Source organism: Kitasatospora sp. GAS1066B, assembly GCF_041262605.1.
In the GTDB taxonomy this organism is placed as follows: Bacteria; Actinomycetota; Actinomycetes; order Streptomycetales; family Streptomycetaceae; genus Kitasatospora.
Map to the genome: position 1 here is coordinate 17,933 of NZ_JBGCCO010000024.1, position 22,999 is coordinate 40,931.

The 22,999-nt window shown below is 72.7% G+C and carries 24 protein-coding genes and 2 pseudogenes; 17 read left to right on the forward strand and 9 right to left on the reverse strand.

What is annotated here, in order from left to right:
- Nucleotides 1-109 precede the first annotated feature (109 nt).
- From ABH937_RS25285 to ABH937_RS25295, 3 genes are all read left to right on the forward strand, one after another.
- Nucleotides 110-640: an alkyl sulfatase dimerization domain-containing protein gene (locus ABH937_RS25285; RefSeq protein WP_280694475.1), complete on the forward strand. Its 531-nt coding sequence runs from the start codon at nt 110-112 to the stop codon at nt 638-640.
- Nucleotides 641-749: 109 nt separating this feature from the next.
- A complete protein-coding gene (locus ABH937_RS25290; protein WP_280694476.1) occupies nt 750-1,037 on the forward strand; it encodes a hypothetical protein in 288 nt (95 codons plus the stop codon).
- Nucleotides 1,038-1,463 carry a cytidine deaminase gene (locus tag ABH937_RS25295; protein WP_280694477.1) on the forward strand — a complete coding sequence of 142 codons (426 nt, stop codon included), beginning with the start codon at nt 1,038-1,040 and terminating at the stop codon, nt 1,461-1,463.
- 33 nt (nt 1,464-1,496) lie between these two features.
- On the opposite strand, the gene ABH937_RS25300 is transcribed toward ABH937_RS25295, so the two are convergent.
- Together ABH937_RS25300 and ABH937_RS25305 are read right to left on the reverse strand one after the other, a co-directional pair.
- On the reverse strand, nt 1,497-2,459 hold the full coding sequence (locus tag ABH937_RS25300; protein WP_280694479.1) for an RNA polymerase subunit sigma-70: 963 nt from the start codon (nt 2,457-2,459) through the stop codon (nt 1,497-1,499).
- Nucleotides 2,460-2,520: 61 nt separating this feature from the next.
- Complete coding sequence (locus ABH937_RS25305) at nt 2,521-3,261, reverse strand: SDR family oxidoreductase (protein ID WP_280694480.1); 741 nt, start codon at nt 3,259-3,261, stop codon at nt 2,521-2,523.
- 191 nt (nt 3,262-3,452) lie between these two features.
- On the opposite strand from ABH937_RS25305, the gene ABH937_RS25310 reads away from it, so the two are divergent.
- The 3 genes from ABH937_RS25310 (at nt 3,453) to ABH937_RS25320 (ending at nt 5,925) form a co-directional block, all read left to right on the forward strand.
- Nucleotides 3,453-4,022 carry a TetR/AcrR family transcriptional regulator gene (locus tag ABH937_RS25310; protein ID WP_280694481.1) on the forward strand — a complete coding sequence of 190 codons (570 nt, stop codon included), beginning with the start codon at nt 3,453-3,455 and terminating at the stop codon, nt 4,020-4,022.
- Between the two features lie 78 nt (nt 4,023-4,100).
- A complete protein-coding gene (locus ABH937_RS25315; RefSeq protein ID WP_280694482.1) occupies nt 4,101-5,285 on the forward strand; it encodes an SGNH/GDSL hydrolase family protein in 1,185 nt (394 codons plus the stop codon).
- 259 nt (nt 5,286-5,544) lie between these two features.
- Nucleotides 5,545-5,925, forward strand: coding sequence for a hypothetical protein (locus ABH937_RS25320; RefSeq protein ID WP_280694513.1), 381 nt, complete (start codon nt 5,545-5,547; stop codon nt 5,923-5,925).
- 20 nt (nt 5,926-5,945) lie between these two features.
- On the opposite strand, the pseudogene ABH937_RS25325 reads toward ABH937_RS25320, so the two are convergent.
- Nucleotides 5,946-6,191, reverse strand: a pseudogene (locus ABH937_RS25325) (creatininase family protein); the annotation flags it as partial.
- A gap of 59 nt (nt 6,192-6,250) precedes the next feature.
- On the opposite strand from ABH937_RS25325, the gene cutA reads away from it, so the two are divergent.
- Nucleotides 6,251-6,583 (forward strand): divalent-cation tolerance protein CutA, encoded by a 333-nt coding sequence (gene cutA, locus ABH937_RS25330; RefSeq protein WP_280694483.1) that lies wholly within the window; start codon nt 6,251-6,253, stop codon nt 6,581-6,583.
- A 176-nt stretch (nt 6,584-6,759) separates the two neighbouring features.
- Here the strand turns inward: cutA and ABH937_RS25335 are convergent, their stop codons facing one another.
- Nucleotides 6,760-7,068 (reverse strand): helix-turn-helix transcriptional regulator, encoded by a 309-nt coding sequence (locus ABH937_RS25335; protein ID WP_280694484.1) that lies wholly within the window; start codon nt 7,066-7,068, stop codon nt 6,760-6,762.
- 202 nt (nt 7,069-7,270) lie between these two features.
- Between ABH937_RS25335 and ABH937_RS25340 the strand changes: the two genes are divergently transcribed.
- Both ABH937_RS25340 and ABH937_RS25345 read left to right on the forward strand, forming a co-directional pair.
- Nucleotides 7,271-7,741 (forward strand): ATP-binding protein, encoded by a 471-nt coding sequence (locus ABH937_RS25340; protein WP_370219568.1) that lies wholly within the window; start codon nt 7,271-7,273, stop codon nt 7,739-7,741.
- Between the two features lie 53 nt (nt 7,742-7,794).
- Complete coding sequence (locus tag ABH937_RS25345; RefSeq protein ID WP_370219569.1) at nt 7,795-8,118, forward strand: hypothetical protein; 324 nt, start codon at nt 7,795-7,797, stop codon at nt 8,116-8,118.
- 29 nt (nt 8,119-8,147) lie between these two features.
- Here the strand turns inward: ABH937_RS25345 and ABH937_RS25350 are convergent, their stop codons facing one another.
- Both ABH937_RS25350 and ABH937_RS25355 read right to left on the reverse strand, forming a co-directional pair.
- Nucleotides 8,148-9,524, reverse strand: coding sequence for a gluconate:H+ symporter (locus tag ABH937_RS25350; RefSeq protein ID WP_280694487.1), 1,377 nt, complete (start codon nt 9,522-9,524; stop codon nt 8,148-8,150).
- Nucleotides 9,521-10,090, reverse strand: a complete 570-nt coding sequence (locus ABH937_RS25355; RefSeq protein ID WP_370219570.1) for a gluconokinase — start codon at nt 10,088-10,090, stop codon at nt 9,521-9,523. The genes ABH937_RS25350 and ABH937_RS25355 overlap by 4 nt, the downstream gene beginning before the upstream one ends.
- Before the next feature lie 167 nt (nt 10,091-10,257).
- On the opposite strand from ABH937_RS25355, the gene ABH937_RS25360 reads away from it, so the two are divergent.
- Together ABH937_RS25360 and ABH937_RS25365 are read left to right on the forward strand one after the other, a co-directional pair.
- Nucleotides 10,258-10,953: a FadR/GntR family transcriptional regulator gene (locus ABH937_RS25360; protein WP_280694489.1), complete on the forward strand. Its 696-nt coding sequence runs from the start codon at nt 10,258-10,260 to the stop codon at nt 10,951-10,953.
- A 124-nt stretch (nt 10,954-11,077) separates the two neighbouring features.
- A complete protein-coding gene (locus tag ABH937_RS25365) occupies nt 11,078-11,359 on the forward strand; it encodes a hypothetical protein (RefSeq protein ID WP_280694490.1) in 282 nt (93 codons plus the stop codon).
- A gap of 61 nt (nt 11,360-11,420) precedes the next feature.
- Here the strand turns inward: ABH937_RS25365 and ABH937_RS25370 are convergent, their stop codons facing one another.
- Nucleotides 11,421-12,527: an NADH:flavin oxidoreductase/NADH oxidase gene (locus ABH937_RS25370; protein ID WP_370219649.1), complete on the reverse strand. Its 1,107-nt coding sequence runs from the start codon at nt 12,525-12,527 to the stop codon at nt 11,421-11,423.
- Nucleotides 12,528-12,636: 109 nt separating this feature from the next.
- Between ABH937_RS25370 and ABH937_RS25375 the strand changes: the two are divergent.
- The 4 genes and pseudogenes from ABH937_RS25375 to ABH937_RS25390 all read left to right on the forward strand — a co-directional run.
- Nucleotides 12,637-12,969 (forward strand): annotated as a pseudogene (locus ABH937_RS25375) (ArsR/SmtB family transcription factor); the annotation flags it as partial.
- Nucleotides 12,970-13,143: 174 nt separating this feature from the next.
- Complete coding sequence (locus tag ABH937_RS25380) at nt 13,144-13,539, forward strand: SSI family serine proteinase inhibitor (protein ID WP_370219571.1); 396 nt, start codon at nt 13,144-13,146, stop codon at nt 13,537-13,539.
- 371 nt (nt 13,540-13,910) lie between these two features.
- Complete coding sequence (locus tag ABH937_RS25385) at nt 13,911-17,828, forward strand: Pls/PosA family non-ribosomal peptide synthetase (RefSeq protein ID WP_370219572.1); 3,918 nt, start codon at nt 13,911-13,913, stop codon at nt 17,826-17,828.
- 51 nt (nt 17,829-17,879) lie between these two features.
- Nucleotides 17,880-19,322, forward strand: coding sequence for a M1 family metallopeptidase (locus tag ABH937_RS25390; RefSeq protein ID WP_370219573.1), 1,443 nt, complete (start codon nt 17,880-17,882; stop codon nt 19,320-19,322).
- Here ABH937_RS25390 and ABH937_RS25395 read toward each other — a convergent pair.
- Nucleotides 19,294-20,358 carry a HEAT repeat domain-containing protein gene (locus ABH937_RS25395; RefSeq protein ID WP_370219574.1) on the reverse strand — a complete coding sequence of 355 codons (1,065 nt, stop codon included), beginning with the start codon at nt 20,356-20,358 and terminating at the stop codon, nt 19,294-19,296. The genes ABH937_RS25390 and ABH937_RS25395 overlap by 29 nt on opposite strands.
- 246 nt (nt 20,359-20,604) lie before the next feature.
- Here ABH937_RS25395 and ABH937_RS25400 point away from each other — a divergent pair, with 246 nt between their 5' ends.
- Nucleotides 20,605-21,372 (forward strand): alpha/beta hydrolase, encoded by a 768-nt coding sequence (locus ABH937_RS25400; RefSeq protein ID WP_370219575.1) that lies wholly within the window; start codon nt 20,605-20,607, stop codon nt 21,370-21,372.
- A 179-nt stretch (nt 21,373-21,551) separates the two neighbouring features.
- Nucleotides 21,552-22,097 (forward strand): HEAT repeat domain-containing protein, encoded by a 546-nt coding sequence (locus ABH937_RS25405; RefSeq protein ID WP_370219576.1) that lies wholly within the window; start codon nt 21,552-21,554, stop codon nt 22,095-22,097.
- A 7-nt stretch (nt 22,098-22,104) separates the two neighbouring features.
- Here ABH937_RS25405 and ABH937_RS25410 read toward each other — a convergent pair whose 3' ends face one another.
- Nucleotides 22,105-22,959, reverse strand: coding sequence for a hypothetical protein (locus tag ABH937_RS25410; protein WP_370219577.1), 855 nt, complete (start codon nt 22,957-22,959; stop codon nt 22,105-22,107).
- Nucleotides 22,960-22,999: the final 40 nt, after the last annotated feature.

The window sequence follows — 22,999 nt, forward strand, 5'->3', positions numbered from 1 at the left end:
TGGCGCTGCGCCGGATGGCGGGCCTGGGCGCGGAGATCATGCTGCCCTCGCACGGTGCCCCGGTCTTCGGCGCCGACCGGATCCGCCAGGCGCTCACCGAGACCGCCGAATGGCTGGAGAGCCTGATCGAGCAGACCCTGGACGGCCTCAACTCCGGTGCCCGGCTGGACGACCTGGTCCAGTCGGTGCGCCCGCCCGCGCACCTGGCCGACCGGGTCTACCTCCAGGCCAAGTACGACGAGCCGGAGTTCATCGTGCGCAACCGTGGCGGGGCTACGCCGGCTGGTACGACGGCAACCCGGCTCACCTCAAGCCCGCGCCCGACGCCCAGCTCGCCTGTGCGCTGGCCGAGTTGGCGGGCGGGGCGCGGTCGCTGACGGACGCCGCCCGGCGTTACGCGGACGCCGGCGAGTTGCGACTGGCCGGCCACCTGGCCGAGTTGGCGGTCCAGGCGGCACCGCAGGACACCGCGCCGCACGCGGTGCGCGCGGAGATCAACCAGGCCCGCGCCGAGGCCGAATCCTCGCTGATGGCTCGGGGCATCTTCAGCTGGGCCGCCGCCGAGTCCCGCCGACTGTCGGGCGGGGACGGCCCGGCACAGGGCCCGGCGGCCGGGCTGCTGGGGACGGGGAATCAGTAGGCGGCGGCCCGGCTCGGGGGTCGCCGTCCGGATCGGGTATGCCGCGAGCGGGCTGCTCTTCGGCGGCATCTGGGCGCTGGGCAGCGGAGATCCGTGGTGGCAGCACCTGGTGCGGGTCACGGCGCTGGTCCTGGTCGTCCCGCCGGTGGCGCACACGCTGCGGCGTCGGCGGGAGCGGCGCGCGGGTGCGACGCCGGCCCACCGGGTGCCGATCGGCCGGCTGGTCCTGGCCAAACTGGCGCTGATGGCCGTGGCGTTGGCGGCCGGCGCGCTGCTCGGCCGGTACCTGGCCCACCCCGATCTGCCGATCGCGGCGGCCATCGCGCTCGTGGTCGCCTTCGGCGGGCCCGTCTACCACCGCCGACAGGTCCGGCGGGCTGCCGGTAACATCCGCTGAATGGCCGTTGACCAAGAACTGGTGGATGCCGCGATCGAGTTGGCACGTGCCCGGTTTCCCGGGCAGGACTGGTCGGGAGCCGCGGCACTGCGGCTCGACGACGGTGCGATCCTCACCAGCACCGCACCGGAGGTCCCGAACAACGCGGTACGCCTCTGCCACGAGACCGGGGCCATCTGCGAGGCGTTCAAGCTGGGGCGCCGGGTGGTGGCCTCGGTCTGCGTGACGCTCGCCGACCAGGCGCGCGGCTACTGGATCCTGGCGCCCTGCGGGGTCTGCCAGGAGCGGCTCTTCGCCTACGGCCGCGACGTGGCGGTCGGGGTACCGGCGGGCGCGGATCCACGACGCTGGCGGTCGTTGCGGTTGCGGGACGTGCAACCGCACTGGTTCGGGCGGGTGTTCCCGGAGGAGGAGTGGCCGTACTGAAGGGTCGGGCAACTCGCCGCACCAGCAGGCCGTTCAGTTCGTGATCGCGGGTGCGCGGCCGAAAGTCGGCACCAGGCTCGGGTCGTTGAAGGCCGTGATGCGGCTGATCCGGGCGCCGTTGAGGGTCAGGACGTGGATGCCGTAGGGCTCGTACCGGCCGTCGCCCGCGTGGCGGTCGACGACGAAGGCAGGCTGGCCGTTGGCGCGGGTGGGTGTCATCCGCCACAGGTCCGGCCGCAGGACGCGGGCGGACAGGAAGCCGAGGACGGCCCGGCGGCCGGTGAACCAGGTCGGGGTCGGCGGCATCTCCAGCTCCACGTCGGCCCGCAGCAGGTCGACCAGCGCGGCGGGGTCGGCGCGGGTGAAGGCGTCGACGTAGTCCTCGAGGAGGCCGCGCAGGATCCCCTCGTCGGGCTCGGCCAGCTCGTCCGCGACCGGTCCGGCGTCGGCCAGGCGGGCGCGGGCGCGGCGGAGCGCGCTGTCCACGGCCGCAGTGGTCGTGTCCAGCATCTCGGCGACCTCGGCCGTCCGGAACCCCAGCACGTCGCGCAGGGTCAGCACGGCGCGCTGGCGGGCGGACAAGTACTGGAGCGCGGCGATGAACGCGAGGCGCACGCCCGTCCGCGCAACCACGACCGACGCCGGGTCGCCGGCGCCGAACCCGGCGTCCGGCGCCGGCTGGAGCCACGCCACCGTCGGCTCGCGGGGAGCCACCGCGACCCGGTGGTCATCCGATGGCGCGCCCAACCCCGACGGCAGGGGCCTGCGCTTGCGCGTCTCCAGTGCCGTCAGGCAGGCCATGGTGGCGATCCGGTACAGCCACCGCCGCAGCGAGGAGCGCCCCTCGAAGCCGTCGAACCCACGCCACGCCCGCAGGTAGGTCTCCTGCACCAGGTCCTCGGCGTCGTGGATCGAGCCGAGGATCCGGTAGCAGTGCGCGAGCAGTTCCGGCCGGAACGGCTCGGCCAGGGCGGTGAAATCGGCGTTCGACGGCATCGCGGATCCTCCTCGGAGTGCGGCGGGGCCACTGTAGGCGGCGGTGGGGCCGGGTGGCGGCTCAACCGATCAGGCTCAGACCCTCGCCGCCGAGCCGGTACTCCGCGCCGCTGTCCCGGTTCCCGGCGAGTTCGACGACGGCCTTCCCGACCTGCTCCAGGTGGAGGATCGGCTGCCGTCCCTCGATGAACGTCTCCCGATCGACACCCGCCCGCGCGGCGTAGCCCTTGATCCCGGCCTCGCCCACCCCGCCGACCGGGGTCATGTTCGGCAGCACCGTGACGAACCGGATCCCCAACCCGGCCCGCTCGGACTCCTCCGCGCCGTACTGGCGCAGGTAGCGGACGGCAGCCTTGGCGCTGGCATACCCGCCGCTGAGCGGGGAGCCACCCAGAGCGGCCCCGCTGGACATCGACAGGACCAGGCTGCCCGGTGCCAGCGGCTCCCGCAGCGCCGCCCCGGTCCAGGTGAACACGTGCCGGGTGTCGACCTCCCAGTTGCGGCTGAAGGTCTCCCAGGTCTGCTCCTGCACGGGCGCCACGTGCGGCGTGGCGCCGGCGTTGAGGACGAGCAGGCAGGGGCGCTGCTCGCGGATCACCTGCTGGGCGAGTGCTTCGTCGGTGGCGTCGGCGGCGACGGGTGTGAAGCGGTCGCCGAGTTCGTCGCGCACGGTGCGCAGTTCCCGCTCGTCGCGAGCGATGCCGACGACGTGGGTGCCGCGCGCGACGAGCGCGGCGGCGATCGCGCGTCCGAAGCCGCGACTGGCTCCGGTGACGACTGCGGTCTGGATGGGGTCTGACATCGGGGGCTCCGTGGGGCTGGTGGGCGGGAGGTTCGGTCGACATCAAGACCAGCCGGCGGCGGAGAATCCGTCGCCGACGCCGCAGGATTCCATGTGATCTGAGTCACATGGCTGAATCACGAGGGGCTTACTGATTTGCCTAAAGGTTTTAGGCAAATGCATAATCGGTCCTGTCGAAGGAGGGAGAGGCTATGGCACGCGCAGGACTGACCACGGAACGCCTGACCCAGGCGGGAGCGGAGCTGGCCGACGAGGTCGGATTCGACCAGGTGACCGTCTCGGCGCTGGCCAGGCGGTTCGACGTCAAGGTCGCGAGCCTGTACTCGCACCTCAAGAACTCCCAGGACCTCAAGACCAGGATCGCCCTGCTCGCGCTGGAGGAAATGGCCGACCGGGCCGCCGACGCGCTGGCCGGCCGGGCCGGCAAGGACGCGCTGACCGCCCTCGCGAACGTCTACCGCGACTACGCCCGCGAGCATCCGGGCCGCTACGCCGCGGCTCAGCTCAGACTCGATCCGCAGACCGCGGCCGCCAGCGCCGGCGTCCGGCACGCCCAGATGACCCGGGCGATCCTGCGCGGCTACGACCTGACCGAGCCGGACCAGACGCACGCGGTCCGGTTGCTGGGCAGCGTCTTCCACGGCTACGTCAGCCTGGAGCTGGGGGGCGGGTTCAGTCACAGCGCCCCCGACACCCAGGAGACCTGGACGCGCTCCCTCGACGCCCTCGACGCCCTGCTGCGGAACTGGCCCGCGCCGTAAGTCCTCGGAGCCGCAGGTCCTCAGAGCCGCAGGTCCTCAGAGCCGCAATCCGCACACCCCGATCGGCAGGCTGCCACGATGCCCACTCAGCACCACTGGATCACCACTCCCGTCACCGCGGCCATCGTGCGCGGCGCTCTCGAACTCGAGCAGACCGCGCACGGGCTGCTGCCGCACCGGCTGCCCGCCAGGGCCCGCGCGCAGTGCGCCGACGGACAGCTCGCCATGGCGGAGGCTCAACCCTCCGGCGTGCGGCTGGCCTTCCGCACCCGGGCCACCGCCGTCGAGTTGGACACGCTGCCGACCAAGCGGGTCTACCTGGGCGTCCCGCCCCGCCCGGACGGCGTGTACGACCTGCTCGTCGACGGGCGCCTGACCGGCCAGGCCACGGTGGCCGGCGGCAACACCCTGACCATCGACATGGCCACCGGGAGCGCCGAGCACCAGGCCGGCCCGCCCAGCACCGTCCGCTTCACCGGCCTGCCCGGGGGCGAGAAGCACGTCGAGATCTGGCTGCCGCACAACGAGCGCACCGAACTCCTCGCCCTGCGCACCGACGCCCCCATCGAGCCCGCACCCGACCGGGGCAGCAAGGTCTGGCTGCACCACGGCAGTTCGATCAGCCACGGCTCCGACGCCGCGAGCCCCAGCACCACCTGGCCCGCGCTCGCCGCCGGCCTCGGCGGCGTGGAGCTGATCAACCTGGGCCTCGGCGGCAGCGCCCTGCTCGACCCGTTCACCGCGCGCGCCCTGCGGGACACTCCCGCGGACCTGATCAGCGTCAAGATCGGCATCAACCTGGTCAACGCCGACCTGATGCGCCTGCGCGCCTTCACCCCCGCCGTGCACGGCTTCCTCGACACCGTCCGCGAAGGCCATCCCGACACACCGCTGCTGGTCGTCTCGCCGATCCTCTGCCCGATCCACGAGGACACGCCCGGCCCCAGCCTCCCTGACCCTGCCGCACTCAGCGCCGGCCAGCTGCGCTTCCGGGCCGCCGGCGACCCGGCGGAGCGCGCGAGCGGGAAGCTGAGCCTGGGCGTCATCCGGGACGAGCTGGCCCGGATCGTGGCACAGCGGTCGGCCGAGGACCCGCAGCTGCACCACCTCGACGGGCGCGAGCTCTACGGTCAGGCCGACTTCGCCGAGCTGCCGCTGCCCGACGAGCTCCACCCGGACGCCGCCACGCATCGCAGGATGGGCGAGCGCTTCGCCGAGCTGGCCTTCGGTGGGGGCGGGCCCTTCGCGGAGGGCGGCGCCTGATCGCCCGGGCGTACCGGACACGCGGACGGCCGCTCAGCTGAGCGGCCGTCCGCCTTCGGATCGTCAGATGATCAGGCTCAGCGGGAGGATCAGCGCGATCGCCACCACCGAGATGATCGTCTCCAGCACCCAGCAGATCCCTGCAGGCCGCCGGCCCCGGGCTGCCACCTGTCGGTAGTCAGCTGTACGCGCCTGCGCCGGCCCAGGTATCTGCACGCTGCACGCGCTTCCCGTGCACACATTCCCCGGACGGAGTCTCTTGACCGACCAGCTCGCCGCTGGCCTCACCGGCCTGCTCCTCTTCGCCATCAAGACCCTTGCGCCCCTGGTGGGAGCCGTCGTGGCTGCCCTGGCCATCCGCCGCAGGGGGCGCAACGCCCGCCTGGCCTTCGCGGGGTGCCTGGTCATGCTGCCGGAGCCGATCCTGTCCACGTTCGGCCCGGCGCTGTGGTCCGGCAGCCTGATCCGCGGCCTCGGGCCCCTCATGGTGTCGAACGTGCTGACCGTGATCGTCCTCCCGTTCCAGCTGGTCGGGTTCGGGCTCCTGCTCGCCGGAGCACTGTCCGCTCCCAGGCCGCCGCAGCCAGCCGGGCAGCCGGCAGCAGGCCAGCCGTTTGCGCACACCGCCCCGAAGGTCTGAGTGGGAGAGAGGCTGTCAAGGATCGCCTTGCCCTTGGCTGCCGTGCCCAGTGACGGCCGTCCGACGATGCCGTTCCGGGTGTAGCCGGCCATGCCCAGAGTCAGCAGGTGCGGCCGGTCGGTTGCCACGCGGTCATCGTGAGCGACTCCGCCGCGGACCAGCTCCGGCGCGCCGTGCAGCAGGATGGATACCGCCAACTCGCCTCCGTGCATGTCCTCCTGACCGCTGCTCTCCAAGGCCGCGTACTCGCACGCCCGGTGACGCAAGTGGAGTGCGGGCGTGGAGGGTTGACGGGGCGAAGATCGGTAGGGCTACCATCGAGGACATGGCTGACTACCTCCAGGTGTCCACCGCGACGGCGACTCGTGAGGAGGCCGAGGCGCTGGCCCGATCTGCGGTGCGGGCTCGGTTCGCGGGCAGTGCTCAGATCATCGGGCCGGTGGGTTCCGCATTCTGGCACTTGGGTGAGTTCGGCACAGGGGAGGAGTGGCAGTTGCTCCTCAAGACGAGCGCCGAGAGGTACCCACTGCTCGAGGCCCATCTGCTGGAGAAGCACCCCTGGGACAACCCGGAGATCGTGGCGGTTCCGATCGTGGCCGGCTCGCAGGCGTGCCTGAGCTGGCTTCGCGAGGCCACGAGCGACAAGGAGAACGGCTGAGTCAGATCATCCTCGGGCCATTTCCAAGGCTTCGGCCACTGCCGGATTCTCGGCGTGCGCTTCGAGCCGCCGGATGACGGAGTTGATCCGTTGGCGGGGGCGGATGGACGCCACGCCGATGGAAAGCTCCAGTGCTCGGCTGGTCACCACAGCGGCCTGCTCGACTTCTCCAGCGGTCAGGCAGGGGCGGTGCGGGTGAGACCCAGAGAGTATCCGAGGGGAATCGCTGGCGCTGGATGGGGTGGTAGGGCCGGTTCCCATGGACGAGGGGCGAGCCCGATCAGATGCCCGGGCACGCGGAGGGCGTCGGCGATCTGCGTGATCTTGTCGTAGGTGGTGATGCTGCCGTCACCCCGCGCGAGCTTCCCAACCCGCTCGGGCTTGATGTCACAGGACTCGGCGATCTTCGAGTAGCTGATGCCAGCCCACTTGCGAGCCAGCGAGAAGACGGCACCGAAGTCGTGCGCTGCCAGAGCTGCGCGCATGTCCGCGCGCTCCAGTACGTGTGCCGGCAGTGTTGCCGGTGAGACCTGGGCAGTCATCCGTGACCCCGCGAGCTGAAATGACGTTCTGTGGCGAGCTGCTGACCGCGAGTGTACCCACCATGGGTACCCCCTCGCCGGGGAAGAACTTCCAACTCCCACAGAGGAACGTTCTTGGCGCAGGCATAGACGGACCTGATGCCTGGTGGCCGATGTGGAGGGAACAGGTGTGGCTATCTCCGGTACCGATCTCGCAGGGAGACCGGCCGTGTTGGACGGGGTCAGCGCGTTCTGGCTGCTGCGCAGCGACAGTTCGGCAACGCAGGCGCGGGCGCGGCTCCTCGGGCTGCTGCGGCGGACCGAGGGCGGTGAGCGGTTCACCGAGGCGGGCGCGCTGATCGTGACGGAGTTGGTGTCGAACGCGGTCAAGCACGGGTCGCGGCGCGGGGAGCGGGTGTTAGTTCGGCTGGACGTGAACGCCGCGCGGCTGCGGATGGACGTCCATGACGCCAGCAGGGTGCGCCCTGTTGTGCGGGAGGTTGACGCGCTGGAGGAGCACGGGCGAGGACTGCGTGTGGTCGTGGCGCTGGCGCAAGAGTGGGGGTTCGGCTCCCGGCCGTACGGCTTCGGCAAGATCGTATGGGCGATCGTGGTGGCGGAACGGGGTGGCGGTTGACGCGCGTCGGCCGGGGTTCATCAGAATCACCCGAAGCGTCCTGGAGAAGTGGCGTGGTGAGCGGCGAGACACGGTTCGCGGCGGCCTACGAGCCGGTGACAGTGGAGCTGACCGGCATCACGGAGCCCGCGACGTTCGCGCGGGTGCCGGATGCGCTGGCCGCTGCCTGGGAGTCCGTGAAGGTGCTGCCACTGAGCAGATTCGAGCGCATCTGGCTGGAGTGCATGTTGACGAGTCCCGACGCGGAACTTCTGGCGGTTGAGGGCTTCAAGCGTGATGGGGTCTGGGCACTGCTGTTCAGGTTTGCGGGCTCCATGCACCAGGTGCGGATCCGCCCGGCGGACCTGGACGCGCGGACGGCCGCTCAGCTGGGCTGAGCGGCCGCGTACCTTCGGGTCGTCAATCGTCAGATGATCAGGCTCAGTGGCAGGATCAGCGCGATCGCCACCACCGAGATGATCGTCTCCATCACCGACCAGCTCTTCAGCGTCTGCCCCACGCTCATCCCGAAGTACTCCTTCACCAGCCAGAACCCCGCATCGTTCACGTGCGAGAAGAAGAGCGACCCCGCCCCCACCGCCAGCACCAGCAGCGCCGTGTGCGAGGTGCTCATCCCCGCCGCCAGCGGCGCGACGATGCCCGCTGCCGTGATCGTCGCCACCGTGGCCGAGCCGGTGGCGAGCCGGATCAGGACCGCGATCAGCCAGCCGAGCAGCAGCGCCGAGATGTGCAGCTTGCCCGCCCAGTGGCTGACGGCGTCGCCCACGCCCACGTCGACCAGGGTCTGCTTGAAGCCGCCGCCCGCGCCGACGATGAAGACGATGCCGGCGATCGGGCCGAGCGAGGACGCGACGGTCTCGGAGATCCGCGCCTTGCTGAACCCGGCAGCCCGACCCAGCGTCAGCATCGCCAGCAGAACGGCCAGCAGCAGGGCGATCAGCGGGGAGCCGATGAAGTCGAGGATGCGCTGGGCGTGGTCCTTGGGGTTGTCGATCGCCACGTCCGCCAGTGCCTTGGCGAGCATCAGCACCACCGGCAGCAGGATGGTGGCGAGCACCGCGCCGAACGACGGGGCCGGGCCGGAGCGTTCGGGCTCGGCCGCGACGACCTGCGGCGCAGTCAGCGGGCCGACCCAGCGCTCGGCGACCCGGGCGAAGAGCGGGCCGGCGATGATCAGGGTGGGCACCGCGATCAGCAGGCCCAGCGCCAGCGTGACGCCGAGGTTCGCCTTCAGCGCGTCGACCGCGACCAGCGGGCCGGGGTGCGGCGGGATCAATCCGTGCAGGACCGAGAGACCGGCCAGCGCCGGTATGCCGACTCGGATCACGCTCATGTTGCCGCGCCGGGCGACCAGCAGCACGATCGGGATCAGCAGCACCACGCCGATCTCGAAGAAGAGCGGCAGCCCCAGCACCGCCGCGATCAGCGCCATCGCCCAGGGCAGCAGCCGCTTGCTGGAACGGGCCAGCACGGTGTCCGCGATGATGTTCGCGCCGCCCGAGTCGGCGAGCAGCTTGCCGAGCATCGCGCCCAGGCCGATCAGCAGGCCGACGCTGGTCACGGTGGCGCCGAAACCGGTGGCGAAACTGGTCGTCAGCTGGTCGAACGGCGCGCCGGCGAGCGCCGCCAGCAGGCCGGAGCCGACGGTCAGCGCCAGGAACGGGTGCAGCTTCAGCTTGCTGATCGCCAGCACGATGACGCCGATGCTGAGCAGCGTGGCGAGCAGCAGCCGCCCGTCACTGTGGGCGTGCGGAAGGGCTGCGGCGAGGTGGTGGGGGTTCAATCGAGGTCTCCATTGACGGGCCGCAGCAGCGTGACGGCCAGCTCGACGAGGTCGTGGGGGGTGTGCGAGCCGACTTCCAGGACCGCGCCGTGCTCGTCCGGCTGGAGCGGTTCGAGCAGCGCGTACTGGGAGTCGAGCAGCGAGGACGGCATGAAGTGGCCGGTGCGCAGGGCGAGTCGGCCGGCGACCAGGCGTCGGCCGCCGTCCAGGTGCAGGAAGAAGGCGGCCGGGCAGCCCGCCCGCAGGGTGTCGCGATAGCGGCGCTTGAGGGCGGAGCAGGTGACCACTCCCCCGCTGCCGGCCTCGCCGCGTTCGTGCAACCACGCGGCCAGGGCGCGCAGCCAGGGGGCGCGGTCGGCGTCGTCCAGCGGGATGCCGGCGGTCATCTTGGCGATGTTGGCGGCGGGGTGGAAGTCGTCTGCCTCCGCGTACGGGAGGCCCAGGCGGTCGGCGAGCAGCTGCGCGACCGTGGTCTTGCCGACGCCCGAGACGCCCATCACCACGATGAGCGGGCGGGGACGGCTCGACTGGTTGCCGTCGCGGTGGTTCTCGTCGCTGAGAGCCATGGGTTCTGCTCCTGACACTTCGCTGCCGGCCGCGGCCACCGGCTGCGGTGACGCCACTATCGCGCCAAAGGTATGACTTATTCAAGACGGCGACATCAAATCGTCATACTTGTCGACTAGGGCTTGGGGCAGTCAGAGGCCGGCGCCGGGTCATCTAGGCTGGACCGATGGAGATCCAGGGGCTGCCCGGCAAACTGCTCGCCGAGTTGGGACCGGCCATCGCGTCGGGGGAACTCGCCGAGGGGGCGGTGCTGCGGATCGAGGAGCTGGAGACGCGCTTCGGGGTGTCCCGCACGGTGGTGCGGGAGGCGGTACGGATCCTGGAGTCGATGCGGCTGGTGGCGTCCAAGCGGCGGGTCGGGATCACCGTGCAGCCCCGCCGCGACTGGGACGTCTTCGATCCGCTGGTGATCCGCTGGCGGCTGGCCGGCGCCGACCGGCCGGCCCAGCTGCGCTCGCTCGGCTCGCTGCGGGTGGCCGTCGAGCCGGCGGCGGCGGCGCTCGCCGCGCAGTACGCGAGCCCGGACGATTGCCGTGAACTGAGCTCTCTGGCCGTGGAGTTGACCGTCACGGCGCGGGCCGCCGACCTCACCGCGTTCCTCCGGCACGACATCGCCTTCCACGCCACCGTGCTGCGCGCCTCCGGGAACGAGATGTTCGCGCACCTGGGCGACACGGTGGGCGCGGTGCTGACCGGGCGCACCGAGCACAAGCTGATGCCGCATCAGCCGCGCGCGTACGCGGTGCAGTTGCACCGGGAGGTGGCGGAGGCGATCTGCGCGGGGGCGCCGGAGCGGGCCGAGCAGGCGATGCGGACCATCGTGACGGGAGCCATGCAGGAGCTGGCCGCCGAGCTGGGGTAGCGCGTCGGGGGGCGCGTCGGGGGGCGGGACGCGGGCCCCGGCGTTTGCGCTCGGCGCGCGCGGGCAGGCAGTGGGCGGGGGGCGTGAGGGTCCGCCCCGCTCAGTCCTGTGGGGGTTCGCGCCGATGGCCGCTGCACGCAGACGGATGCCGGACGAGGTGCGCGCGGCCGCCGTGCGCACCGTGGTCTTCCTGGCCTTCACGCTGGTCGGCCTGACGGTCGCCACGCTGGCCTCGTTCGCGCACGCGAAGAAGGCGCTGACGCTGATGATGCTGGTCAGCGGGATCGGGGTGTTCGGGATCGTCTGGTGCCTGCTGGAGATCGTGATCTCGCGTCAGATCGCCGCCCAGCGGCGGCGCGGCCCCGGCCGTGACCGGCCGCTGACGGGCAGCCGCCCGGCTCGCTGAATCGTCTGCGGGCCGGGCGGAGCGGGAGCCGGGCGGAACGGAAGCTCGGCGTGCCGACGGCTCAGCCGCGGTCGCCGATCGCCTTGGCGTACTGGCTCGGCCAGCGCCGCTCGGCCGACAGCTCGCGCGCGGCGTGCTGGGCGAAGTACGGGTTGCGCAGCAGCTCGCGCCCGAGCAGGACGGCGTCCGCGCGCCCCTCGGCGACGATCTGCTCCGCCTGCGCGGGCTCGGTGATCAGGCCCACCGCGGCGACCGGCAGCCCGGTGGCCTCGCGGACCCGCTCGGCGAACGGCACCTGGAAGCCCGGGCCGGCCGGGATCCGGGCGTCGGGCACCAGACCGCCGGTGGAGACGTCCAGCAGGTCGATCCCGACGGCCTGCAGCTCCTTGGCGAGCCGGACGGTGTCCTCACCGGTCCAGCCGGCGCGCTCGTCCTGCGGGTTCTCGGCCAGCCAGTCGGTGGCCGAGGTGCGGAAGAAGACCGGCAGCTCGGCGGGCCAGACGGCGCGGACGGCGGCGGCCACCTCCAGGGCGAAGCGGGTCCGGTTCTCGAACGAGCCGCCGTACGCGTCGGTGCGGTGGTTGGAGTTCGGGGAGAGGAAGGAGTGGATGAGGTAGCCGTGCGCACCGTGCAGCTCGACCACCTGGAAGCCGGCCGCCAGGGCCCGCTTCGCCGCTTCGGCGAAGGCCCGCACGGTCTCGCCGATCTGCGCGACGGTGAGCGCGTCCGGGTCCGGGTGGTCGCCGAAGGGCTCGGCGGTCGGGCCGACGGCGCGCCAGCCGCCCTCCCGCTCGGGGATCGGCCGGCCGCCGACCCACGGCGAGTCCGTGGAGGCCTTGCGGCCCGCGTGCGCCAGCTGGATGCCGGCCACCGCGCCGTAGCTCTTGATCCCGGCGGCCACCCGGACCAGGCCGTGCTGCTGGCGCTCGTTCCACAGGCCGAGGTCGTTGGGGCTGATCCGCCCCTCGGGGGTGACGGCGGTCGCCTCGACCAGGATCAGACCGGTGCCGCCGGCCGCCCGGCTGGTCAGGTGGGTGAAGTGGAAGTCGGTGGCCACGCCGGTGTCCGGGCCTTCGCCGGCCGCCGAGTACATGCACATCGGAGCCATCCAGAGCCGGTTCGGGATGGTCAGTTCGCGCAGCGTGATGGGCTCGAACAAGGCAGACACGGCAGACACGGCAGGCTCCTCGGAGCGCTAGGCGATTGGTACGAGAAGCACCGTACTACGAAACTCATCGAAGTACGACTGTTGCCGTACCACGCCGTACACTGGGGCCGTGACCGAAGACACCAGCCTCCGCCTGCCCGAGCCGCCGGTCGACCAGATCCGCCTGGCGGCGGTGCTGCACGCCCTGGCGGATCCGCTGCGCCTGCGGATCGCGCGCGAGCTGGCGGCCGGTCATGCCGAGATGGCCTGCATCGCGTTCGGCCTGCCGGTCAGCAAGTCGACCAGCACGCACCACTTCCGGGTGCTGCGCGAGGCGGGCGTGATCCGTCAGCAGCGGCGCGGCACCGCGCGGATGAGCACGCTGCGCGAGGCGGACCTGGCAGCGCTCTTCCCCGGGCTGCTGGACCGCCTGCTGGCCGCCGCCGAGGCCGAGGCGCTGCGGGACCCGACCACCACCGAGCCGACCGCCACCGAACCGACGACCGCCGCGCCGGGAGACGCCGCGCCCGGCGACGCGACCACCGCCGCCGCGCCGTCGACTTTCGCGGCAGCCGCCACGCCCACGATGGAGTGACGGCTTGGGCGTGCCGCGTGACCCGCTGGTACCCCTGTCGGCGTGATCTCCCTGCGCATCCGCGCGGCACTCGCCGCGCTCACCCTCGCCTTCCTCACCGTGCCCACGCCGGCCCAGGCCCAGCCCGCCGCCCCGGCCTCCTACCTCCGACTGACCATCAAGGACGACACCACCGGCGCGGCCCGGGCCGTCGACCTGCACTGCGACCCGGCCGGCGGCAGCCACCCGCAGCCGCAGGACGCCTGCGCCGCGATCGAACCCACCGGCGGCGACCTGGACCTGCTGAAAGGGCGGCCCGGCGTCCTCTGCAACGACCTCTACCAGCCGGTAACCGCCTTCGCCCAAGGCGCCTGGCAGGGGCGGCCGGTGGCCTGGCAGCACGCCTTCGCCAACCCGTGCGGGCTGCACACCAAGACGGATGCGGTCTTCCACTTCTGACACCACCGGATGCCGCCAACCCGCCCCGCATGAGGCCCACGCCACAACGCAGGCGCCCGATCGGCCCACGCTCTGTTACCTGAGTCACATCGTCAGATTTCACCTGACGGACCGTCAATTCGACTGACGGTCCGTCAGGACCCTTGGCAGGCCGCGAATAGAAAAGCTGATGAGTAGTCAGTTTTCGTCCGAAACCGGCCAGTTGGCCGCCAGGCCACTTCTCGTTCACTCGTGGTTCAGCTCGACCTCGGACTACCATCGATCACGTTGTTGTGCTCCGGGTCGGGGCCGACCGCCCAAGGGCCGCGAATCGTCGCAGGTCAGGGACGGTGCGGTGGCGGCCCCGTGGGGGGACGAGGGACGAGGATCGCATGGCTGTCATGACGCAGATCAGCACACAGGGTGACCGGCAGGGGCCGGCCACGCCTTCTGGCGTGCCCGAATCCCCCGAGGTGCCGGCACCCGCCGTGCCCGCGCTCTTCGGCACCGGCGCGGCCCCGGTGGCCCGCACGCTGGTCGACGTGCTGGACGCCGCCGTGCACGCGCACCCCCAGGAGCCCGCGCTGGACGACGGGCGCACCCAGCTCAGCTACCGCGCGCTGGCCGCCGAGGTCGAGGCGCTGCGCCGCAAGCTGGCCGCCGCCGGAGTCGGGCTCGGCGACCGGGTGGGCATCCGCGTCCCGTCCGGCACCAACGACCTCTACATCGGGATCCTGGCCGTCCTCGCGGTCGGCGCGGCCTACGTGCCGGTGGACGCCGAGGACCCGCAGGAGCGCGCCGACCTGGTCTTCGGCGAGGCCGAGGTGACCGCCGTGCTCGGCGCCGGCCACGAGCTGACCGTGCTGCGCCCGGGCAGCGGCAGCGCCGGGCGACCCACCCCGGACCACGACGCGTGGATCATCTTCACCTCCGGCTCCACCGGCAAGCCCAAGGGCGTGGCCGTCACCCACCGCAACGCCGCCGCCTTCGTGGACGCCGAGGCCGCGATGTTCCTCCAGGAGGAACCGATCGGCCCCGGCGACCGCGTGATGGCCGGGCTCTCGGTCGCCTTCGACGCCTCCTGCGAGGAGATGTGGCTGGCCTGGCGCTACGGCGCCTGCCTGGTGCCGGTGCCGCGCTCGCAGGTGCGCAGCGGCGCCGACCTGGGCCCGTGGCTGGCCGAGCAGGACATCACCGTGGTCTCCACCGTCCCGACGCTGGCCGCGCTCTGGCCCGCCGAGTCGCTGGGCGACGTCCGGCTGCTGATCTTCGGTGGCGAGGCCTGCCCGCCCGAGCTGGTCGAGCGGCTGGTCACCGAGGGCCGCGAGGTGTGGAACACCTACGGCCCGACCGAGGCCACCGTGGTCGCCTGCGGCGCGCTGCTGACCGGCGAGGGCCAGGTGAGGATCGGCCTGCCGCTGGACGGCTGGGAGCTGGCCGTGGTCGACGAGCAGGACCGCCCGGTCGCGATGGGCGACAGCGGTCAGCTGGTGATCGGCGGCGTCGGCCTGGCCCGCTACCTGGACCCGGCCAAGGACGCCGAGAAGTACGCGCCGCTGCCCTCGCTCGGCTGGGAGCGGGCCTACCGCAGCGGTGACCTGGTCCGGGCCGAGCCCGAGGGCCTGATCTTCCTGGGCCGCGCGGACGAGCAGATCAAGCTCGGCGGGCGCCGGATCGAACTGGGCGAGGTGGACGCCGCGCTGCAGGCGCTGCCCGGCGTGGCGGGCGCGGCGGCGGCCGTGCGGACCGCGCGCGGCGGCAACCAGCTGCTGGTCGGCTACCTGGTGACCCAGGAGGGCTGGGACCACGAGGCGGCCGTGACGAAGCTGCGCGCCGAGCTGCCGGCCGCCCTGGTGCCGCTGCTCGCGCCGGTCGCCGAGCTGCCCACCCGCACCTCGGGCAAGGTGGACCGCAACGCGCTGCCCTGGCCGCTGGAGCTGGCGCCGAGCGGACCGGTCGAGCAGTTGTACGGCACCGAAGCCTGGCTGGCCGAGCAGTGGAGCGAGATCCTCGGCATCCCGGTGACCAGCGCGCAGGACGACTTCTTCGCGATCGGCGGCGGCAGCCTGGCCGCCGCCCGGCTGACCACGCTGCTGCGCACCCGCTACCCCGCCGCCGCCGTGCTGGACATCTACCAGCAGCCGGTGCTGCGCAAGCTGGCCCGCCACCTGGAGCGCTCGGCGCAGGGCGAGGGCGCCAGGCGCGAGATCGCGCCCACCCCGACCCGGGCCAAGCTGGTCCAGCTGCTGCTGATGCTCCCGCTGTTCACCCTGGTCGGGCTGCGCTGGACGACCGCGCTGCTGGCGCTCGGCAACGTGCTGCACTGGTTCGGCGCCTACACCTGGGCGCCGACCGCCTCGTGGTGGCTGCTGGCCTCGGCGGGCCTGCTGCTGTTCAGCGCGCCGGGCCGGCTCGCGATCGCGGCCGGCGGCGCCCGCCTGCTGCTGCGCGGCGTGCGGCCCGGCAGCCACCCGCGCGGCGGGAGCGTGCACCTGCGGCTGTGGGCGGCCGAGCGGCTGGCCGAGGCCAGCGGCGCCACCGAGCTGTCCGGTTCCTGGCTGAACCGCTACGGCCGGGCGCTCGGCGCGCGGATCGCCGACGACGTGGACCTGCACTCGCTGCCGCCGGTCACCGGCATGCTGCGGCTCGGCAAGGGCTGCGCGATCGAGGCCGAGGTCGACCTGTCCGGCTACTGGCTGGACGGCGACCGGCTGGAGATCGGCCAGCTCCGGGTCGGCGCCGGCGCGGTGATCGGCACCCGCAGCGCGCTGTTCCCCGGCTCCCGGGTCGGCAAGCGCTCCGAGGTGGCGCCCGGTTCGGGCGTGACCGGGCAGATCCCGACCGGCCAGCGCTGGGCCGGCGCGCCCGCCGTCAAGCTCGGCAAGGCCGAACACGGCTGGCCCAAGCAGCGGCCGCCGCACCTGCGCCGCTGGTCCGCGCTGTACGGCGTGACCGGCTTCGGGCTGAGCGTGCTGCCCGCGCTGGCCGCCGCGCCCGCGCTGCTGGTGGCCGTCCAGTTCGTCGCTCCCGGCGACGGGCTCGGCGCGGCGCTGCGCGGCGCCCTGCTCGCCGTCGTGCCGGCCACGCTGGCCTACGGCACCACGTACGCGCTGCTGGTGCTGGCCGCCGTCCGGCTGCTCAGCCTGGGCCTGCGCACCGGCTACCACCCGCTGCACGGCCGGGTCGGCTGGCAGGCCTGGACGGTCAGCCAGCTGATGGACCTGGCCCGCGAGACGCTCTTCCCGCTCTACGCGGGTCTGGCCACCCCGATCTGGCTGCGTCTGCTCGGGATGAAGGTCGGCCGCAATGCCGAGGTCTCCACGGTGCTGGCGCTGCCCAGCCTGACCACGGTCGGCGACGGCGCCTTCCTGGCCGACGACACCCTGATCGCGCCCTACGAGCTGGGCGGCGGCTGGCTGCGGATCGGCCGGGCCGAGATCGGCGACCGGGCTTTCCTCGGCAACTCCGGGATGACCGCGCCCGGGCGCGCGGTGCCGGACCGGGGCCTGGTCGGGGTGCTCTCGGCCACCCCGAAGAAGGCCAAGAAGGGCAGCTCCTACCTCGGCATGCCGCCGATGAAGCTGCCGCGCGCCGCCGACGTCGCCGACCAGAGCCTGACCTACGACCCGCCGACCCGGCTGCTCTGGGCCCGCGGCCTGGTCGAGGTCTGCCGGCTGGTTCCGGTGCTCTGCTCGGCCGCGCTGGCCCTGCTGACCGCCGCCGCGCTCTGCGCGCTGGCCGCGACCGGCTCGCCGCTGCTCGCGGCGCTGCTCTCCGGCCTGGTCCTGCTGGCCGCCGGCGCCGTCGCCTGCGTCGTCTCGCTGGCCGCCAAGTGGCTGCTGATCGGCCGGTTCAAGGCGGTCGAGCACCCGCTGTGGAGCGGGTTCGTCTGGCGCAACGAGCTGGCCGACACCTTCACGGAGGTGCTGGCCGTGCCGTGGCTGATCGGCGCGGTACCCGGCACCCCGCTGATGACGCTCTGGCTGCGCGGCCTGGGTGCCCGGATCGGGCGGGGCGTGTGGTGCGAGAGCTACTGGCTGCCGGAGGCCGACCTGGTCACCCTCGGCGCCGGGGTCAGCATCAACCGGGGCTGCGTGCTGCAGACCCACCTCTTCCACGACCGGATCATGCGCATGGATACTGTGGTGTTCCGCGAGGGCGCCACCCTGGGCCCGGGCGGGATCGTGCTGCCCGGCAGCACCATCGGGGCGCGCAGCACGCTGGGCCCGGCCTCGCTGGTGATGGGGGCCGAGTCGGTCCCGGCGGACACCCGCTGGCTGGGCAACCCGATCGAGGCCTGGCAGGCGTAACAGATGCTCGGTACGGCAGAGGTCCGTGTGGCACAGGGAGTGGACGCAGCGGTGAGCCCCAAGCAGGTCGACCCCTACTTTCCGGGCAACGGCGACACCCGCTACCGGGTACACCGCTACGAACTGACCCTCGACTACCGTCCCGGGCCCAACCGGCTGGCCGGCGCCGCCCGGATCAGCGCGCTGGCCGGTCCGGAGCCGCTGCGCGAGTTCGCCCTGGACCTGGCCGAGTTCCGGATCGGCCGGGTCCTGGTGGACGGCAAGGCCGCGCACTACACCCACCGGGGCGGCAAGCTGCGGGTCAAGCCGGCCAGGGCGCTCGCCTCGGGGGCCGCGTTCACCGTCGAGGTGCACTACAGCGGCAACCCGAAGCCGGTCCGCAGCCAGTGGGGCGGCCTGGGCTGGGAGGAACTGACGGACGGTGCCCTGGTGGCCAGTCAGCCCGTCGGCGCGCCGTCCTGGTTCCCGTGCAACGACCGGCCCGCTGACAAGGCCGCGTACCAGATATCGGTCACCACCCCCTCCCCCTACACGGTGGTGACGGGTGGTCGGCTGCTCACCCGGACCACCAAGGCCAGCAGCACCACCTGGGTCTACGAGCAGGCCGCGCCCACCTCCAGCTACCTGGTCGGGATCGCGATCAGCGCCTTCGAGAAGGTGCTGCTGGTCGACGCCGAACCAGGCGCGGTCCCGCAGACCGGCTACGTGCCGGCCCGGCTGGTGCCGCGGTTCGCCGGCGACTTCGGCCGCCAGCCGCAGATGATGCGCCTCTTCGAGGAGCTCTACGGCCCCTACCCGTTCGGCGAGTACGCGGTGGTGGTGGCCGACGAGGAGCTGGACGTCCCGGTCGAGGCGCAGGGCCTGTCGTCCTTCGGCACGAACCACGTGGACGGCGTGCGCGGCTCCGAGCGCCTGGTCGCGCACGAGCTGGCCCACCAGTGGTTCGGCAACAGCGTCACCATCGCGGACTGGCGGCACATCTGGCTCAACGAGGGCCTGGCGAAGTACTCGGAGTGGCTCTGGGCGGAACGCTCCGGCGGCCGCGACGCCCAGGCCCACGCCGCCGACGCCCACCGCCAGCTGAGCGCCCTCCCGCAGGACCTGCGGATCGCCGACCCCGGTCGCAAGCAGATGTTCGACGACCGGCTGTACGAGCGCGGCGGCCTGACGGTGCACGCGCTGCGCTGCGCCCTCGGGGACGAGGCCTTCTTCCGGATGCTGCGCGACTGGGCGACTGGCCGCCGCCACGGGGTGGTGACCACGGCCGACTTCATGGCCCACGCGCAGCGGTACGCGGCGGTGGGCGGCTCGCTGGTGGAGCTGTTCGACGCCTGGCTCTTCGACGGGGCGCTGCCGGAACTGCCGGTGCCGGCGGCACCGGTGGCGGTCGTTGCCTCGGTGACACCGCTGCCGGGGGTGGCGGCAGAGCCGGCGGCGCGCGCTGCCGGTGGTCCGCTGAGCCTGCTCAGGCGGCCGCTGCGCCCCGGTCGCTGACGGCCAGGTCGCCGATGACCAGGTCGGCGATCACCAGGTCGGCGGCGCGGGTCGGGTCGCCGTCGGCGCGGGCGAGCAGCGCCCCGATGTCGTAGGCGAGTTCGGGCGGCGCGCCGGTGAGACGGAGCTCGTAGTCGAAGCGCGGCATGCTGACGGCCGCGTCCAGCTCGGGGCGCAGCCGGTCCAGCGCCCCCACCAGCTCCCAGGCGCGGCAGGCCAGTTGAGCGCGCTGCTCGGGATCACAGGAGCGCACGGCGGCCTCGACCCACGAGTCACCGGGCTCGAACTCCCGCAGCACGGACAGCAGTTCGGGGGCACCCAGGATCTCCGCCGCGCCGAGGCTCAGGGTGTGCTCGCCGGCCGGATCGGCGAGCAGCTCCGCCAACAGCGGGACAGCGCGCGGGTCGTGCCGCCGGGCCAGGCCGTTGACGCCCTCCGCGCGGGCGTCGGGGTACTCGTCCGTGGTCCGCTCCCAGAGCGCGGCCCGGATCTCGGGACTGTCGAGCTCGGCCACGGAGCCCAGCTCGAAGGTCGCCCAGTTGCGGACGTCCGGGTCGGCGTCGCGGGTCAGCGCCAGCAGGGCCTCGAGCTCCGGACCCTCCGCCCGGTCGCCGAGAGCCACCGCGAAGTTGACGGCCACGTGGAAACGCACCTCGGCGTCCGGGTGCCGGGCGAGGCCGACCAGCACGGGGGCGGCTCGCCGGTCCTGCGTCCGGCCGAGCGCGCCGGCCAGCGAACTCAGCACCCGGCCCTCGGCCTCCCCCTGCGCGAGCGCGAGCAACGCGGTCAGCGCCTCGGGGCGGGCGGCGTCGTGCCGGTCGCAGACGTCCTTCAGCAGGTCACAGCCGGCCGCGCGGTCGATCGGGTCGGGCGCACCGAGCAGCGCCAGGCCGAGCGGCAGCGCGGCCGTCGGCTCGGCGGACGCCTGGTGCAGCAGCGTGTGGTAGTCGTGCCAGCGGTCGTCGTCGTCCGTCTCGAGCGCGAGGCGTGCTGCTGCCAGGGCTTGGTCGACCAGGGTGTGCGTGTCCGTGCTCATCAGGGCATCCTGGCAGCCGGACGGGCGGAGCGCTGCGGGGTTTCCCGGGCGTCCTCCTCCGTCAAAAGGGATTGAGGGGCGATCATCGGGCTGCTAGCTTTCACTCGACCGTGACACCGCCCGAGGAGGTGAGACCCATGAACGCTGCATCGATGTGGGTGCTCCCCCTTGCCGTCACGGCCGGCGATTGACGTAGGTGTCGCCGGGAGCGCCTCGACAACAAGGCACTCCCGAAAGGCAACACCCATGTACTCTCTGCGGTTCACCACCGAGTCGTCGTCGAACGGCGTGCTCGAGCGCGACTTCACCGTGGGCGACGTCCCCGGAGTTCTCTGGTCGCCGGCCTCCGACGCGGCCGATCACGCGCCGCTGATCCTGATGGCCCACGGCGGCGGCAACCACAAGAAGCACCCGGCGATGTCCGGCCGCGCCCAGCGCCTTGTGGCCGGCTGTGGCTTCCACGTCGCCGTCATCGACGCGCCCGGTCACGGCGATCGGCCGCGCACCGCGCACGACGAGGCGGAAATCGCCGAGCTGTTCCGGGCGAGGGCGGCGGGCGAGCCGGAAGGCCCGATCGTCGTCCGTTACAACGACCACCTGGCCAAGCGCGCCGTGCCCGAGTACCAGGCGACCCTGGACGCCCTCCAGGAACTCCCGGAGATCGGCACCGACGGGCCGGTCGGCTTCTGGGGCATCAACATGGGCACCGCGATCGGCCTACCGCTCGTGGCGATCGAACCCCGGATCACCGCCGCGGTCTTCGGCCAGCACTGGCCCGACACCCTGGCCGAGCAGGCGAAGCAGATCACCATCCCGATCGAGTTCGACCTGCAGTGGGACGACGAGCACATCCCGCGCGAGGCCGGTCTCGCGCTCTTCGACGCCTTCGCCTCGACGGAGAAGACGTTGCACGCCAACGCGGGCAAGCACAAGGAGCTGCCCAGGTTCGAGGCGGACAGCGCAGTCCGGTTCTTCGCCCGGCACTTCGGCCCGGCGGTCACCTCGCCGGCGTGACGTGCGCGGCTGCGGCGTCCGGCCTGCCAACCGGGCGCCGCGGCATCGCCGCGTGCCGGCCGTAGGGCGTGGGGAGTTGGAGCGCGGGCGGCTGGAGGATGCCGGGGTCGGGCTCCGCTCGGGGACGGGCCGGCGAAATCCCGTTGCCGGGCCGGACGAACGTCCCGACACTGGGGGGCATGCTCGGATTCGTCAGGACCGACAACGAAGCCCTGGTCTCCTGCCTGGGCGATCCACAACGCACCGTGGCGGCCTACCGGGAGCTGCTGCGCCGCAAGGATGCTGCGGTCGGCGCCATTCGCGCCGGCCTGGGCCACGAGAACCCGGCTGTCCGGGAAGGCTGCTGCCGCCTGCTGGACCACCTGGTCGACACCGAGTCCATGGGCCGGCTGATCGCCATGGCCGAGGACGCGGATGCCAGGGTCAGGATCGCGGCGTTCCACGCCCTGGCCTGCGACCGGTGCAAGGAGGACAGCTGCGCGCCGGGCGCGGACCGGGTCCTCGAACCAGCGCTGCGGCACCTGGCCACCGACCCCGACGCGGGGGTCCGGGCGAGGGCCGCCGAGCTGGTCGGCAAGTTCGTGCACACCGACGCCCGCGCCGTCGCGGCCCTGACGGCGTCCCACGCTCGGGACCCGAGCCCGGCCGTGCGGAAGAAGGCGGGGTGGTTCGCTCCCGGCGGGACCATCTACGCACGGACTCGCCGCGCGGCTGGCGATGGCTGACTGTTCGTCAGGCGGTCTTGAGCTGCTGCTGGAACTGGCTGATGTCGATGACCTGGTCGGCGGGCGGGGCCTGGACGGTGACCGGCTTGTCGAAGTCGCTCAGGTCGACGCTTTGCGGATCGCCGCCGCCCTCGCCGGATATCCGGATCAGGTGGTGCGGGGCGACGGCCGCGACGTACAGCGCCGTGGCGGTGCCGGAGGTGTCCTCGCCGGCCAGGCTGATGACGCTGACGCCGTCGATGACGCTGAGCGTCCCCTTGCCGAGCGTCAGGTTGTCGGAGGGGCTCTGGGCGAGCGTGCCGACGAAGGCGCAGGCGTCGGCCATCTGCTTCAGGCTCGGGTCGTCCGCGGGACCGGTGAGGTAGCGGCCCTTGAACAGCTCGGCGGCCCGGTCACCGTTCTGCGGGTGGCCCTGCTTGGCGGCGATGGACCTCCAGAAGGTCGCGTCGGGCTGCATCCAGGTCTGCCCGGCGGTGTGCCGAAGCTCCACCTGGCCCAACGAGGCCGTGCTGATGGTGCCCTGGCAGTCGCCGTTGAGGTTGGCGGCCAGGTCCATGGTGGCCGTCTGACCGTTCGTGGTGACCGTCCCGGTCATCCGGAGCGAGGTCACCGCGGCCATCGCGGTCTGCATCTGCTGGGATATCTCGTCGGGGCTGAGCGAGGCGAAGTAGTGGTCCGGCGAGAGCGAGGGCAGGGCGTTGGCGCTCGGCGCGGCAAGCGGCGTGCCGGGGACCGGGCTGACCCCGCGCTCGCCGGGGGAGGCCGCCACGTGGCCGGCGGAGCCCGTCCCGCAGGCGGTGGCCCCGGCCGCGAGGGCGGCGCAGAGCAGGGCGGTGGGCAGGAAGCGCTTGGCGGTCGGCATGGTCTCTCCCCCGGTCAGAGGCGACCATCCAAGCAGGGCG

Bases quoted from the DNA above. Each gene is read 5' to 3' on its own strand.
- ABH937_RS25285 (WP_280694475.1), top strand. From the start codon at position 110: ATGGCTGGAGAGCCTGATCGAGCAGACCCTGGACGGCCTCAACTCCGG.
- ABH937_RS25295 (WP_280694477.1), top strand. From the start codon at position 1,038: ATGGCCGTTGACCAAGAACTGGTGGATGCCGCGATCGAGTTGGCACGT.
- ABH937_RS25300 (WP_280694479.1), bottom strand. From the start codon at position 2,459: ATGCCGTCGAACGCCGATTTCACCGCCCTGGCCGAGCCGTTCCGGCCG.
- ABH937_RS25305 (WP_280694480.1), bottom strand. From the start codon at position 3,261: ATGTCAGACCCCATCCAGACCGCAGTCGTCACCGGAGCCAGTCGCGGC.
- ABH937_RS25310 (WP_280694481.1), top strand. From the start codon at position 3,453: ATGGCACGCGCAGGACTGACCACGGAACGCCTGACCCAGGCGGGAGCG.
- ABH937_RS25315 (WP_280694482.1), top strand. From the start codon at position 4,101: ATGCCCACTCAGCACCACTGGATCACCACTCCCGTCACCGCGGCCATC.
- cutA (WP_280694483.1), top strand. From the start codon at position 6,251: ATGGCTGACTACCTCCAGGTGTCCACCGCGACGGCGACTCGTGAGGAG.
- ABH937_RS25335 (WP_280694484.1), bottom strand. From the start codon at position 7,068: ATGCGCGCAGCTCTGGCAGCGCACGACTTCGGTGCCGTCTTCTCGCTG.
- ABH937_RS25355 (WP_370219570.1), bottom strand. From the start codon at position 10,090: ATGGCTCTCAGCGACGAGAACCACCGCGACGGCAACCAGTCGAGCCGT.
- ABH937_RS25360 (WP_280694489.1), top strand. From the start codon at position 10,258: ATGGAGATCCAGGGGCTGCCCGGCAAACTGCTCGCCGAGTTGGGACCG.
- ABH937_RS25365 (WP_280694490.1), top strand. From the start codon at position 11,078: ATGGCCGCTGCACGCAGACGGATGCCGGACGAGGTGCGCGCGGCCGCC.
- ABH937_RS25385 (WP_370219572.1), top strand. From the start codon at position 13,911: ATGGCTGTCATGACGCAGATCAGCACACAGGGTGACCGGCAGGGGCCG.
- ABH937_RS25395 (WP_370219574.1), bottom strand. From the start codon at position 20,358: ATGAGCACGGACACGCACACCCTGGTCGACCAAGCCCTGGCAGCAGCA.
- ABH937_RS25400 (WP_370219575.1), top strand. From the start codon at position 20,605: ATGTACTCTCTGCGGTTCACCACCGAGTCGTCGTCGAACGGCGTGCTC.
- ABH937_RS25405 (WP_370219576.1), top strand. From the start codon at position 21,552: ATGCTCGGATTCGTCAGGACCGACAACGAAGCCCTGGTCTCCTGCCTG.
- ABH937_RS25410 (WP_370219577.1), bottom strand. From the start codon at position 22,959: ATGCCGACCGCCAAGCGCTTCCTGCCCACCGCCCTGCTCTGCGCCGCC.